Consider the following 13,132-nt stretch of genomic DNA (forward strand, 5'->3'; position numbering starts at 1 on the left):
CGCTCGTACAGATCGATGCTCACCTCGGCATCGGACTTCATCAACGCGTCGGCGGCGTAGATACCGGCCGGTCCCGCGCCCACGATCGCGATGCGCATTGCGTATTTCGGCACACTCATGGCTGATATGCCTCTACGAATGCCGTATCCACCTCGACCGCACCCAATTTCGCCGCACTGCCCGGCGATCCGAGTGCGATATCGCGCCCTGGCAGCGGTTCGGTGAAAAATCGCTCGTTCTCGGCCACGAACTGTTCTTGCCCGGCGGGGATATCGACATCGAGGTAGATAGCCTCGACCGGGCATACCGGTTCGCAGGCACCGCAATCCACACATTCGGTCGGATGGATGTAGGCCATCCGAGCGCCGATGTAGATGCAGTCGACCGGGCACTCCTCCACACAGGCCCGATCCATGACGTCGACGCAGGCGGCGCCGATTACGAAGGTCATGATTTCTCCTCGGCCGATGCGGTCGCGAGTTCGGCGCCTTCGCCGAGTGCGGCCAGGATTTCGTAGCGGCGCCGGGCGAATTCGGGTTCGAATCGAGCGCCGGGCGCGCGGGGATTGTCGATCGTGATGATGCGCTGGATCCGGGCGGGACGTGTGGTCAGCAGGACGATCCGATCCGCGAGCAGCAATGCCTCGTCGACGTCGTGGGTGACGAACAGGACAGTCGTTTTGTGCCGCTGCCACACCGAGATCAGCAACCGTTGCATATCGGCACGGGTCTGCGCATCCAACGCACCGAACGGTTCATCCATGAGCAGTACGCGCGGTTGCGCGGCCAGGGTGCGGGCCAGCTGCACGCGCTGGCGCATACCACCGGACAGGGCGCCCGGCAGATGGTCACCGAAGTCGTTGAGCCCCACCTGATTCAACAATTCCAACGCCTCTGGTCGACGCCGACCGCGCGGCACCCCACGCAGCCGCAACGCGAATTCCACATTCTTACGAGCGGTGCGCCAGGGCAACAGCGCATCTTCCTGAAAAACCATCGCGCATTGTGCACCGGTGCCGACCGCACCGCCGTCCACTTCGGCGGTGCCGCCGACCGGTGTCAGCAATCCGGCCATGGCGCGCAGGATGGTCGATTTACCGCATCCCGACGGACCGAGCAGCACCACGATCTCGCCCGGGTCGACATCGAGATCTACTTCGGCAGCGAGGCTTTCACCGTATGCGATGCGCAGCTGGCGCATCCGCACGGCCGCTCCCGCGCTCATCGCACTGCCCTCGGCAACCAACGGTTGACCCGCCGACCGACCACTTCGACGAGCCAGGCCGTGGCCCAGCCAAGCACTCCGATCGACAGCATTCCGACCACGACACCCGGATAGTCGAGCAGGCCGTAGGACTGCCAGGTGAAATAACCGATACCGAACTGTCCGGAAATCATTTCGGCACTGATCACGCAGATCCATGCGACGCCCATCGCCACCGAAAGCCCGGAGAAGATGCCGGGCAGCGCACCGGGCAAGGCGATCTGGAACAGGATCTCCCACCGTCGCGCGCCGAGTGTGCGGGCGGCTTCTTCCCACACCTTCGGCAGGGCGTGCATGGCATGGATGGTGCTGACCGCCACCGGGAAGAATGCCGCGAAGAAGGTGATGAAGACGATGCCCTGCTCCCCCGTCGGGAACAGCAGAATAGCCAAGGGCACCAACGCGATTGCCGGGATCGGCCGGAATACCTCCAGTATCGGTCGCACCAGCGCGCTGACCAGGTGTGAGCGACCGATCGCCATACCGATGAGCACACCGCCCACCGTCGCCAGTCCGAAGCCGATCAGAATTCGGCGGATGCTGGAGACGATATTGCTGTAGTAGGAATGGGTGCCCAGTTGAGTTCGGAACGAGTCCAGAACCTCCGCGGGCGTGGGGATCTTGTCGAAACGCAGCCAGAACACCACCTGGTTCGCGGTGAGCAGGTACCACAGCAAAACGAGCCCGCCCAGCGGTACCGCGGTGAGCAGTGCCGTGCGCAGTCGGCTCGGCAGCACTATCCGGACGGGCCGTCCGGTCGATCGATGGGTGGTCGCCTCCGTTTCGGCAGACGTTGCCGGGATTGCGGCAACCGGTTCGGCGGATATCGTCATATCGAACCTCCTGATCTCGTGTCGGATATCTAGCGGGCCAGCAACGCCGCTGCGTAGTCGAGTACGGCGGCGCCCGGATGGCCGCCCGCATAGGCCTGGGCGTCGGCCTTGACCGCGAACGGTTTCAGCCGCTCGTCGGGTGCGGCGGCGGGATCACTCACCCACGTGGCGGTGGCCGCGAAGATCCGCATGCCGGACGCGGTATCCGGGACATAGCCGACACGGGCCGCGCCGCCGTGCTGGGCGATCAGGCGAAGCATGCAGGTCGGGGTCTTGGCCACCGAGGTGGTGTCCTCGTCTTTGAACCACACCTCAGAAGCGGTTACCGCGTTGTCGACAGCGCCCCCACAGACCGAGTCGGTACCGGTCGATCTGCTCGGTGGGCTGGTCGAGGCGCGCTGGGTCTCGTAGTCGGATCCGTACAGCGCCCGAACGTATTTGTCGTTGACGAACTCGCCGAGATCCAGATCGGCCAGCGCGCCGAGCCCCTTCAGGAAGGGCAGCAATTTGCCGAGCGCATCGACTTGCTGGGGCTTGATGGTCGGATCGAAACTCACCAGGCCATTGGGGCCGTTGTACAAATACACGACTTCCGCCGGTATTCCGGTGATCTCGGCGACCCGCTTCGCCGCGGCCAGCGGATTCTGGTTCAGATAATCGGTGGTCTCGCGTTGCGCGGCGAGGAATGCCGCGACGATGTCCGGGTTCGCCTCATCGAATCGCTTATTCGCCACGACCGCGTGAAAGGTCGGAATGTTCGCGCTACCACCGTCATAGAGCAGTCTGGCCTTGCCGTCGAAGACGAGCTTCTGTGGCCACGGTACGAACTGTGCCAGCGCCGACACCTGATCGCCCTGCAGTGCCGAGGCCCCGACGGCCGGGTCCTGGCCGAGCAGTTTCACATCCCCCAGGGTGAGTCCGATGCCGGACAGGCCGGTGGCGAGCATGCCGTGTGCGGCGGAGCCGACGCTGGTCGAAACGACCTTGCCGCGCAGATCCGCCAGGGTCGCCGCGGGTGAATCCAACGGAACCACCACCTGATTCAGTGATCCACGCAGGTTGTAGCCGGTGACCGCGATCAGTTCGGACTTCACGTCGGCGTGATCGCGCGTCTTCGACCCGTTGACCAGGATCGGGGCATCGCCCATCGAACCGATATCGACCTGGCCCGCCAGCATCTGCGCGGTCAGCGGTGGCCCGGCGGCGAAGTCCTTCCATTCGACCTTGTACGTCACACCCTTCGACTTGCCGAGTTCGGCCAGCTCGGCCTCGAACGTGCCGCGATCGCGCAGCAGCGTGCCCGCGGTGACGGTATTGATGGTCTTGGACTGATAGCCGATATTCACCGTGATCGTTTTGCCGTCGCCGCCGGAGCCGCAGCCGGCGACTACGGTGGCCGCGGTCGCGATGCCGAGCAGCAGCGCGAGCCTGCGCCGAATGGTCGTGCGTGGTGTCCTCATCGTGGTGTTCCTTCGCCCGTGATCAGCGCAGCAAGTAGGGGATGTTGACGGTCACGGCGCCGACCGGGCAGCGGGCCGCGCACGGGCCGCAGTACCAGCACTCGTCGACGTGCATATAGGCCTTGCCGGAGTCCGGGTGGATCGCGAGCGAATCCAGTGGGCACATATCGACGCACAGGGTGCAGCCGTCGATGCATTTCTGTTCGTCGACGGTGACCGGAACGTCGATTCGGGAGTTGACCAGGGCCATCAGATTTCCTTCCGAGAGTTGGCGATGCCGATGCGAGCGAAGGCGCGGACATCGGCGTCCGGGTCCTCCAGTGCGGATTGCAGGGCGGCGGTGACCTCGGGACGTTCGGCGATCCTTTCGGCGAGTGCACGCACGGCCGCTTTGCGGACATCGAGGTTGTCGTCGGCGACCGCCGAAATCAGGTGGGGTGCGGCGTAATCGGCGTCGGCAACCGCCAGTGCGTTCGCCGCCCCCTGGCGGACCTGCCAGGCCGGATCGATGATCGCGGTGGCGGCGACCGCTGCCGCCTGCGCACTGCATCCGGTTTCGGCCAGCCCGGACAGTGCGGCGGCCCGCACGAGCGGATCGGGGTCAGCGGCCAGTCCGATGAGTGTCCTCGATCCCCGTGGATCGCCCACCGCGGCAATGCCTTTGGCGACCGCGATACGCACGAGCGGATCGGGGTCGGCGGCCGCTGCGTCGAGTTCGGCCAGTGCGTCCACCGAGGTGAGCCCGCTGACCACCGTGCGACGCACCTCGGCATTCGGATCGGCGAGCAAGCCGAACAGTTCGGCAGCGTCGACCCGGCGGTGTCGCCACAGTGCGCCGATCGCCGCGGAGCGTACGGCGGGTTCGGCCGCCGATACGCAACTTCGCAGTGTCGCATCGAATTCCGCGCCGGGAACCAGCACCTCGAGCAGTTCGGTGAGCAGACCGATGGCGGCGTGCCGCACGCTGACATCGACATCGGCCAGACCTGCCGCGATCATCGGTGTGGCCGCCGCCCACTCCTCGGTGGTCTCGCTGAGCACCGACAGCGCCGTGCGGCGGACCTCCGGATCCGGGTCGACCAGAAATGGTCGAAGTTCGGTGAGCTCGGGACATTCATCGGCCAGATCCATCAACTGGAGCAGGCGGGCACTCATCGGGCACCCCATGCGCCGACCAGCTCCGGTGCTGCCGCATCGGGCACGCCGTCGGGCCGGACGAATCCGGGTACCGGCACGATGTAGGGGGCGACCGGCCGTGTGGTGAACTCCATCGCCCCTGATTCGCCTCGGAACAAATTGAGGTGACAGAACCATTCGGCATCATCGCGCTCCGGCCGATCGGAGCGCTGATGGTAGAGCCCCCAGCGGCTCTCGGTGCGCCGCAGTGACGCACGCGCGGCCATCTCGGCGCAATCCCGGATGAATGTCACCTCCGCACAGCGCATCAGCTCGTGCGGGGTGTGCGCGCCCATCCCTTCGATATCGGCGTGCATCCGCTCGAATGCCTCCAGCCCGAGCGTCAGGTAGCGCTGCGTTTTCGGTGGTTGCAGATAGTCGTTCACGAAGCGGCGCAGTTTGTATTCCACCTGCTGCTGCGGCGGACCGTCCGGGTTGGTCAGCGGCCGATAGATCAGTGCGTGCGCCGCCGAGATCTGATCCTCGGGCAGTTCGGGATGTGCCGCGCCGCCGGCGTATTCACTCGCACTGCGACCGGCGATATCGCCGTAGACGAACGCGCCGATCATGTAGTTGTGCGGGACCAGCGCCATATCGCCTGCCGCGTACAGTCCTGGCACGGTGGTCGCTGCATATTCGTCGACCCAGACCCCGGATGCGGAATGCCCACTGCACAAGCCGATTTCGGAGATGTGCATTTCGATATCCCGCGTCCGATAGTCGGTCCCGCGTCCGGCGTGGAAGGTGCCGCGGGTCGGCCGCTCGGTGGTGTGCAGGATCCCCTCGATCTGCTCGATCGTCGCATCCGGCAGATGGCTGAGCTTCAGATAGATCGGCCCTCGGGCGCTGTCGAGTTCCCGCTTGACCTCCGCCATCATCTGCCCGGACCAGTAGTCGCAGTCGACGAACCGGTTGCCCTCGGCGTTGACCTGGTAGCCGCCGAACGGATTGGCGACATAGGCGCAGGCCGGACCGTTGTAATCCTTGATCAGCGGGTTGATCTGGAAACATTCGATGCCCGACAGTTCTGCGCCCGCGTGATAGGCCATCGCATAGCCGTCACCGGCGTTCGTCGGATTTTCGTAGGTGCCGTACAGATAGCCGCTGGCGGGCAGTCCGAGCCGTCCGCACGCCCCGGTGGCCAGGATGACCGCGCCCGCCGAGATCGTCACGAATTCACCGGTGCGCGTATCGAATCCGACCGCGCCGACCGCCCGTCCACCGACGGTCAGCACCCGCACCGGCATGACCCGGTTGTTGATCGTCACTTTGGCTCGGACATCGCGGGCGCGCAGTGTGCGATAGAGCACCTTCTTCACATCTCGCCCCTCCGGCATCGGCAGCACATAACTGCCGGACCGGTGCACCTTGCGCACCGCGTATTCGCCGTGCTCGTCCTTCTCGAACTTGACCCCGTAGCTCTCCAGCCGCCGCACCATGTCGAAGCCGCGCGTCGCGGTCTGATAGACGGTGCGCTGGTTGACAATTCCGTCATTGGCCACCGTGATATCGGCGACGTAGTCCTCGGGGCTCGCCTTGCCGGGAACGACGGCGTTGTTCACCCCGTCCATACCCATGGCGAGCGCGCCGGAATGCCGCACATGCGCCTTCTCCAGCAGCAGGACATTCGCGCCGTGCTCGGCCGCGGTGAGCGCGGCCATCGTTCCCGCGGTGCCACCGCCGACGACGAGTACATCGCAGCTCAGCTCCCTGCGCTGCGCAACCGGTGGGATATCCATTGGCATCGGAGATCAGCCCCTTTCGTTCGGTTCGGCCACACCGCGATTCGGCGTGACCGGTATGCGATGCAGTCGGCCCGACAGCGAGAACCGGTCCCCGCGATAGCGGACGTACTCCAGGTCGATGGGCCGACCGGAGTCGGTGTAGGTGAGCCGTTCCAAGAACAGCAGCGGCGAACCCGCACGGACCTCGAGGAGACCGGCGACCGTCGGATCCGCGGCTACCGCCTCGATCGACACCGCCGCCGAACCCAGCGGTAGGCCGAGTTCGGCCTCCACCAGACCGAATACGTCGGAGCCGGTCAGATCCATCGCCAGCAGCGGCGCGCCGACATCGGCGGTGAGATAGCTGGCATCCAACGACAGCGGTGTGCCGTCGAGGTAGCGGATCCGCTCCAGCGCGACCACCGGTGTCGCCGGTTCGAGCTCGAGCCGCTCGGCCACGATGGGTGTCGCGGGGACAACCTCGGCCAGCAGCACTCGATTGACGACCCGATCCGTGCCGGTCTCGAAGGTCTCGGCCAGACCGCGCAGCCGGTCCAGACCCTGAACCGCCTTATCGGATACGACGAAGGTGCCCGCACCGGGAACCCGGTCGACCAGCCCCTCGTCGCGCAGCAATGCGAGCGCATCACGCACGATATTGCGGCTGGTATCGAAGTCGGCGGCCAATTGCGCCTCCGACGGCAGCGGCGCATTGCCGTAGATACCACTGCGGATACGTGCCCGAAGGATGTCACGGATCCGGCGAGCCGGCGCCGAGCGCCTTCCGGTGCTCGGATCCGGGGCACCCGCCCTTGCCGGATTTCCCGAATGCGTTCTTCCTGTCATGCGGCAAATGCTGCGAACGGTTCGTTACGTGCGACGTTTCGCGCAATTACCGAATGGTTACGCCAGTTATCGGCACCGGCGCAGGGCCGCTACCTGGGCAAATGCCTGCAACGATGGAAGTATCACCAGTTGGCTGCGCGATGCGCTTCGAGCTCGGCCGCATATTTCACCAGAATCTCGGCGGGGCCCGACGGCGGCAGTTGGTGGCGCCAGATGGCCCGAAACTTTCTGGTCAAGGCCACCGGGGTCGACAAACGCACCTCGATGAGGGCGCCAGCCGCCAGGGCCGATGCGGCGATCAGTTTGCTCACCACCGCGGGCGCCACACCGCTGCACGCGGCGGCGATGATCGCCACCGCGGAACCGAGTTCGGCAGCGGGAAGCGCTGGCTGGCATTCGGCGCTCAGGATTTCCCAGACGGCTTCCCTGGTGCCCGATCCCGATTCACGCCACAGCAAGGCAGTTGTCGCGAGTTCCCGTAAGGCGACCGGTTTGCGACGGGTCGCCCACGGATGCGTCGGACCGACGACCACCGCTAATTCATCCGCGCCGAGCACCCGGCTGCCGAGGTCACGCGGTTGGTGCGGACCCTCGACAAACCCCAGATCGGCCTCGGCGCTACGGACCATCGCCTCCACCTGCCGGGTGTTGTCCACCGCGAGGGAGACCGCCACATCCGGGCAGGTAGCCCGTAAGGCGTCGAGCCACTGCGGCATCCGATGGTCGGCAATGGTTTTCGACGCGGCGACACGCAGCCGGGACACGTCGGCGGCATGCAATGCGGTCACACCATCGACGAAAGAACGCGCGGCCTCGAGCACCGGCAGCGCATGTCCGACCACGACCCGCCCCGCATCGGTCAGTTCCGAACCGGTCGGGCCGCGCTCCAGCAGACACAACCGCAGCCTGCGCTCGAGCGCGCTGATCCGCATACTCGCGGCGGGTTGGGTAATGCCGTGCCGGCGTGCGGCCGCGCCGAGGCTGCCGAGTTCCGCGACGGAAACCAGCAGATCGAGTACGTCCAGATCGGGCGTACCGGGCGGCAGGGTCATGAGGACCGATTATGGGCGGGCCGGCCGCATGCGGCACCCGGAGAGATTCGGGGCCGCCAGCACATCCGGCCGCTCATCAGCGCCGCTTATGAGGTTCACCCGCCCCGGCGGCTACCGGCCGAGCAGCCCGCTCACGATCGTGAAAACGTGACGTCGATACGCCGAAATCTTCCCGGGATCCTGCTCGCGGCCGTTGTCGCCACCGCGGCGACCATCCTGGGCAACGCGCTTCCGATGGCGGGCGCGCCAGTCATCGCACTACTCGGTGGCGCGACGATCGGCGTGCTCGCGCGCCGATCGGTCGAGGAGGCAGGGATATTCGCGCCCGGCCTGGAACTCACCCGCAAACGCCTGCTCGGCGCCGCAATCGTGTTGCTCGGTCTCGGGCTGCCCTTCGGCTCGGTGCTGACAGTCGGACGGCAGACGGCGCTGGTGCTGATCGGAACCATCGTCGTCGGCGCGGTGGCCGCGGTCATCATCGGCAGAATGCTTGCGCTGGAACAGGAATCGGCGATCCTGGTCGCGGTCGGGACGACGATCTGCGGTGCTTCCGCCATCGCGGCGGCCACCGCGGTCATCAAGCCGGACAAGGACCGGGTCGCCTACGCCCTCGGCACGATTTTCGTCTTCAATGTCGTTGCCGTACTGGTGTATCCACCACTGGGACACCTGCTCGGTCTATCCCAGGAGGCATTCGGACTCTGGGCCGGTACCGCCATCAACGACACCTCCTCGGTGCTCGCGGCGGGCGTGATATTCGGCCCTGCGGCAGCGCATTTCGCGGTGATCGTCAAACTCGTCCGCAGTCTGATGATCGTTCCGATGTGCCTCGGTCTACAGCTGGCTCGCAGAAAGGCGGGCGAGACCAGGAAAACCCCACTGTGGCGGACCTTCCCGCTGTTCGTCGCCTTGTTCCTGATCGCATCCCTGATTGCCGGGCTCGGTGCGTTGCCCGCTTCCTGGTCGGCACCGCTCGGACACCTCAGCGCCTGGCTCATCGCCGCCGTACTGGCCGCCATCGGAACTGCCCTTACCTGGCAGCAGATCCGCATCGCCGGAGCGCGCCCGCTCCTTTTCGGCGGAGCCCTCGCCCTCATCCTGGCCCTGACCAGCCTGGCACTTCAGACCGCTACCGGCTGGCGCTGATATTCGCCACAATTTCCGAATCAACCGGTCGCGGAACGGAATGCGCCAGTGCGGTCGATACGGTCCCCGGGTCCGGCAGGGATTCGAGACTTCGTCGCCCATCAGGGCGGGCATTTAAGATGCATCGATGACTGATCGGGAGCCGAGCCAAGTCGACGTCCCCGGGAACTCTCCTGCGGGAAATCCGGTCGACATGCCTGTCACTCTGTCGTGGCCACGCGATGTCGCATACGTCGATCCAGGCGTGAACCTGGTGGTGCGGGCTGTCGGGTCGGACGTGGGGCATGCGCTGCTGATAGAAGTCGACTTCGGCGAGTTTCCAGATCTGCGAGAAGTGTCAGAGACACAACATGCGGTCCGGGCGCTACTGCTCGCGCTCGTCGACTTCGAGGTATCGAAACTTCCTGAGCGACGCCCAGATCCGGACTCGGAGACCGCGGAAAAGCTGAGGCAGATCATCAACGAGGCCGCCGAGGATCACAGTGCAGTCGGCGGCTTGGTCCGGGAAATCCTGAAGACTCAAGATGCCGATGCATTGGCCACGGTCGTCTCCGGTCTCGCGGGGCGGCTTCCCGCCCGGATCGAAGCATCGTTGTCGATCTCCAGCAGTGTGACGGTGAACCCGTGGCAAGAGGTCGTTCAAGTTACGGTTCCGGCTGTCACAACAGGTGGATTGATGGCCGCTGCGGCACGCGCGGGGTGGGTCGCACTACGCAACGTACCGGCGATTCTCGATGTCATCGTGCGGGCAACCACAATCAAGGCGGAGCGAGCGGCCCGGATCGCGGCTTTGGAAGCGGAAGCGTCTATCCACCAGAACGACGCTCTGCTGGAGATAATCCGAACCTCGGCAGAGGCCGCAGCTGCGCGCCGCTCGCTCGATGCGATCTTGGATGTATCACCTGATATCGCAAGACGTATTCACGTTCAGTCGATTTCCGATGAAGAGGCGAACGAACGACGGCATCGCCTGCTACGAGCTGTTAGACACGACGCGGAGCCGTCCGACAGTCCATCTTGAGCACCATGGCTGCTAGCGGGCATGTGATCTCGTTCGGTGGGACGCCGACTTGTTGAGCGCCGACCTAGCTGGCATCCAGTACACGCCAGAGGCAAAGTGGCAGAAGGACTCCGACCACTCCCCTGGGTACCTCCAGGCGTCAACAATGCCGGACATCCGCCACTCCGGGTGTCGCCGAGGTGACCGTGCTTCCGACAATCGGGGATCCGGCGGCAGGTGAGGCGTTGGCGGATCGGGAGTCGGTTACTTGTAGCATCAACTGGTGAAAACTGGAATGTGCTCTGTCGCAGGCGCTCTCGTCATCACTGCAGTGTCCGTCGCAGCTCCCACTGTCTCAGCCTTCCCCACCGGCTCAGCCGGGGTTGGGGACGGCCGGGAAGTGGTGATCATCGACGGCCAACTGGAGTTGAGCGACCTGGACTCGTGCTGGGCTAGCGGTTTCGCGCGTGACATCCGCTTCGAGAACCGCAGTAAGCGAAATTTCCTGGTGTACGCATCCAACGATTGCAGCGGTGAACCCACCGCGACCGTGGCTCCAGGTGGATCCGCGACGCATTACGGGTGGTCGGCCGTAGCGGCCGAATAAGAAGCGGTCGGGCGCGCAAGGAGCAAGCTCGGAGCGAAACTGGTTTCGTTCCGAGCTTGCGTTTCGATAAACCGCGCCGCTGAGTCTGGTATGCCGCAACCAGTGCCGGTGGAGCGGACAAGTCGAGACCGGTCGGCCTGGTCGCGAATCCTACGGCCCTGCAGCAGATTGCCGAGCGCGCGGACAGGGTCGGATCGACGAGGCAACCCCGCCGGCGCGTATGCCGGTGAACAGGATGTTCGGAAGATTTCCTTCCGCAATTGCTGAGATGATCGACCGATGTTGGAGACTTCGGCGCGGTTACTGCGATTGTTGTCGCTGCTGCAGATGCATCGGGATTGGTCCGGGCCGGCCTTGGCCGAGCGGCTCGGGGTTTCGACGCGGACCATTCGTACGGATATCGAGCGATTGCGCAGGCTCGGGTATCCGGTGGATGCGACGCCGGGTGTTGCGGGAGGGTATCGGCTGGGGGCCGGATCTTCGCTGCCGCCATTACTTTTGGATGATGAGGAGGCCGTGGCGGTGGCCGTGGGGTTGGCGACGGCCGCGAATGGGGCGGTGACCGGGATCGAGGAGACTTCGGTGCGGGCGCTGGCCAAGTTGGAGCAGGTGCTGCCGTCGCGCCTGCGGCATCGGGTGCGTGCCCTGACCGCCGCCACCGTGCATGTGCCGCATCCGGGTCAGTCGAATGTGGACGCCGGAGTGCTCACCGCCGTCGCGGCGGCGATCCGGGCGAGCGAGCGGCTGCGGTTCGATTACGAAACCCATTCGGACGCAATCGAACAACGACCGCCGCAACGGCGCGAGGTGGAACCGCATCGGCTCGCGCATTGGAACGGCCGCTGGTATCTGGTGGCGTGGGATGTCGGGCGCTCGGACTGGCGCACGTTCCGGGTCGACCGGATGACGCCGCGGACACCGAACGGTGCGCGCTTCACCCCGCGCAGCGTTCCAGAAACCGAAGTGGCCGAACGGATCCAGCGCGGCGTCGGCGCCGCGACGTGGCGCTACCGGGCAAGAGTGCGGGTTGCGGCTCCGGCTAACGCCGTGCGGATGCGGTTGCCCGCCGCTGTGACTATCGAATCCGATGGTCCGAACTACTGTGTGATCCAGGTCGGTTCGGACACGCCACATTCGTTGACGTTGTATCTCGGACTGCTCGATGTAGATTTCGAAGTCCTGGACGCACCGGAGCTCGGCGAGCACCTCCGAGCAACTGCCGAACGGTTTCTGAAAGCGGCGGGCGAGAATTGAAATGCGATGTGTCCTGAATTTCGGTGAGCGGCAACCCCGGTCGGGCGAATTCCACGGAATGCCCGGCCGGGAGTACCCGTTCGAGACTTACGCAAACAGCTCGAATTACCTCATTACTGATTGGCGCCTGCGATACCGCCGATGATTCCGCCGATGACACATCCGGGCAGGAATCCGACGACAAAGAACAGCAGCCCGATCAGCGCGCCGACGGCGCATCCGATCAACACACCCGCGACCGTGGTGCCCGCATCACCGATGAACTGCAGCGGGGCCGATTGCGGTGCCGGCGCGTTGACCGGCGTCAGCGTCAATGTCGTTGCCGTGGCATCGACTTCGGGCGTGACCTGCACCTGCTGGCCCGCCACCGTCTGCAGTGCGGTTGGTACGGTGGCGACCACGGCCCCGTCGGGTGCGAGCACCGTGATGCCCGCATCGGGCGTCAGGACGAACTTACCCGAGGTCAGCGTGATGGTGGCATCGGAGCGGTCCGTCGCCACCGCCGCGGTGTATCGGACGCCGTGATCCACGCCGTTGAGAACTGTTTCCGACGATACTTCGGGTGAGCCGTAGGCGGTGGCCGCGGTGATGCCTGTCGCGGCAACGGTCAAAACTGTTGTCGCTACCAACTTTTTGATCTTCATTATGATTTCCAATCATCCAGCCGATTCGATCGATGTTCCCGAGAAACGGACATCGGACATCAATCATCATGCGCCCTCAACACACTCGGCGTCGCGAAAATCATGAAATCGAATTACGTTGCAAGAT

Annotated in this window: 12 protein-coding genes and 1 pseudogene; 3 read left to right on the forward strand and 10 right to left on the reverse strand. The window is 65.0% G+C overall.

Annotation, left to right across the window (positions count from 1 at the left end; all coding sequences use genetic code 11):
• The 9 genes and pseudogenes from ACIBW7_RS16515 to ACIBW7_RS16555 form a co-directional block, all read right to left on the reverse strand.
• Positions 1 to 119, reverse strand: a 119-nt coding sequence (locus tag ACIBW7_RS16515; RefSeq protein ID WP_397048122.1) for an FAD/NAD(P)-binding protein, incomplete at its 3' end; no start/stop codon positions are given.
• Entirely contained in the window at positions 116 to 451 is a 336-nt protein-coding gene (gene fdxA / locus ACIBW7_RS16520; RefSeq protein WP_397047095.1) for a ferredoxin, read from the reverse strand. The genes fdxA and ACIBW7_RS16515, both read right to left, overlap by 4 nt.
• On the reverse strand, positions 448 to 1,224 hold the full coding sequence (locus ACIBW7_RS16525) for an ABC transporter ATP-binding protein (protein ID WP_397047096.1): 777 nt from the start codon (positions 1,222 to 1,224) through the stop codon (positions 448 to 450). Before ACIBW7_RS16525 ends, fdxA begins: the two co-directional genes overlap by 4 nt.
• Positions 1,221 to 2,096 (reverse strand): ABC transporter permease, encoded by an 876-nt coding sequence (locus ACIBW7_RS16530; protein ID WP_397047097.1) that lies wholly within the window; start codon positions 2,094 to 2,096, stop codon positions 1,221 to 1,223. Before ACIBW7_RS16530 ends, ACIBW7_RS16525 begins: the two co-directional genes overlap by 4 nt.
• Positions 2,097 to 2,125: 29 nt before the next feature.
• The gene (locus tag ACIBW7_RS16535) at positions 2,126 to 3,556 is read right to left on the reverse strand and encodes an ABC transporter substrate-binding protein (RefSeq protein WP_397047098.1); all 1,431 of its coding nucleotides are present in this window, start codon (positions 3,554 to 3,556) and stop codon (positions 2,126 to 2,128) included.
• 22 nt (positions 3,557 to 3,578) lie between these two features.
• The gene (locus ACIBW7_RS16540; protein WP_327098653.1) at positions 3,579 to 3,806 is read right to left on the reverse strand and encodes a ferredoxin family protein; all 228 of its coding nucleotides are present in this window, start codon (positions 3,804 to 3,806) and stop codon (positions 3,579 to 3,581) included.
• Positions 3,806 to 6,471: pseudogene (locus ACIBW7_RS16545) on the reverse strand (fumarate reductase/succinate dehydrogenase flavoprotein subunit). The gene ACIBW7_RS16540 and the pseudogene ACIBW7_RS16545 overlap by 1 nt, the downstream one beginning before the upstream one ends.
• A gap of 12 nt (positions 6,472 to 6,483) precedes the next feature.
• Positions 6,484 to 7,302, reverse strand: coding sequence for a GntR family transcriptional regulator (locus ACIBW7_RS16550; RefSeq protein ID WP_397047099.1), 819 nt, complete (start codon positions 7,300 to 7,302; stop codon positions 6,484 to 6,486).
• A gap of 122 nt (positions 7,303 to 7,424) precedes the next feature.
• Positions 7,425 to 8,354 (reverse strand): LysR family transcriptional regulator, encoded by a 930-nt coding sequence (locus ACIBW7_RS16555; protein ID WP_397047100.1) that lies wholly within the window; start codon positions 8,352 to 8,354, stop codon positions 7,425 to 7,427.
• A 147-nt stretch (positions 8,355 to 8,501) separates the two neighbouring features.
• Between ACIBW7_RS16555 and ACIBW7_RS16560 the strand changes: the two genes are divergently transcribed.
• The 3 genes from ACIBW7_RS16560 to ACIBW7_RS16570 all read left to right on the forward strand — a co-directional run bounded on the left by ACIBW7_RS16560 (position 8,502) and on the right by ACIBW7_RS16570 (position 12,361).
• Positions 8,502 to 9,500, forward strand: a complete 999-nt coding sequence (locus ACIBW7_RS16560) for a YeiH family protein (protein WP_397047101.1) — start codon at positions 8,502 to 8,504, stop codon at positions 9,498 to 9,500.
• A 127-nt stretch (positions 9,501 to 9,627) separates the two neighbouring features.
• Positions 9,628 to 10,521: a hypothetical protein gene (locus tag ACIBW7_RS16565; protein ID WP_397047102.1), complete on the forward strand. Its 894-nt coding sequence runs from the start codon at positions 9,628 to 9,630 to the stop codon at positions 10,519 to 10,521.
• Between the two features lie 865 nt (positions 10,522 to 11,386).
• On the forward strand, positions 11,387 to 12,361 hold the full coding sequence (locus ACIBW7_RS16570; protein ID WP_397047103.1) for a helix-turn-helix transcriptional regulator: 975 nt from the start codon (positions 11,387 to 11,389) through the stop codon (positions 12,359 to 12,361).
• Between the two features lie 113 nt (positions 12,362 to 12,474).
• Here the strand turns inward: ACIBW7_RS16570 and ACIBW7_RS16575 are convergent, their stop codons facing one another.
• Positions 12,475 to 13,005 carry a hypothetical protein gene (locus ACIBW7_RS16575; RefSeq protein ID WP_397047104.1) on the reverse strand — a complete coding sequence of 177 codons (531 nt, stop codon included), beginning with the start codon at positions 13,003 to 13,005 and terminating at the stop codon, positions 12,475 to 12,477.
• Positions 13,006 to 13,132: the final 127 nt, after the last annotated feature.

This window comes from Nocardia sp. NPDC049526, from assembly GCF_044465765.1.
In the GTDB taxonomy this organism is placed as follows: domain Bacteria; phylum Actinomycetota; class Actinomycetes; order Mycobacteriales; family Mycobacteriaceae; genus Nocardia.

Coding starts and splice junctions, on each gene's coding strand:
- fdxA (WP_397047095.1), bottom strand. CDS start 451: ATGACCTTCGTAATCGGCGCCGCCTGCGTCGACGTCATGGATCGGGCC.
- ACIBW7_RS16525 (WP_397047096.1), bottom strand. CDS start 1,224: ATGAGCGCGGGAGCGGCCGTGCGGATGCGCCAGCTGCGCATCGCATAC.
- ACIBW7_RS16530 (WP_397047097.1), bottom strand. CDS start 2,096: ATGACGATATCCGCCGAACCGGTTGCCGCAATCCCGGCAACGTCTGCC.
- ACIBW7_RS16535 (WP_397047098.1), bottom strand. CDS start 3,556: ATGAGGACACCACGCACGACCATTCGGCGCAGGCTCGCGCTGCTGCTC.
- ACIBW7_RS16540 (WP_327098653.1), bottom strand. CDS start 3,806: ATGGCCCTGGTCAACTCCCGAATCGACGTTCCGGTCACCGTCGACGAA.
- ACIBW7_RS16550 (WP_397047099.1), bottom strand. CDS start 7,302: ATGACAGGAAGAACGCATTCGGGAAATCCGGCAAGGGCGGGTGCCCCG.
- ACIBW7_RS16555 (WP_397047100.1), bottom strand. CDS start 8,354: ATGACCCTGCCGCCCGGTACGCCCGATCTGGACGTACTCGATCTGCTG.
- ACIBW7_RS16565 (WP_397047102.1), top strand. CDS start 9,628: ATGACTGATCGGGAGCCGAGCCAAGTCGACGTCCCCGGGAACTCTCCT.
- ACIBW7_RS16570 (WP_397047103.1), top strand. CDS start 11,387: ATGTTGGAGACTTCGGCGCGGTTACTGCGATTGTTGTCGCTGCTGCAG.
- ACIBW7_RS16575 (WP_397047104.1), bottom strand. CDS start 13,005: ATGAAGATCAAAAAGTTGGTAGCGACAACAGTTTTGACCGTTGCCGCG.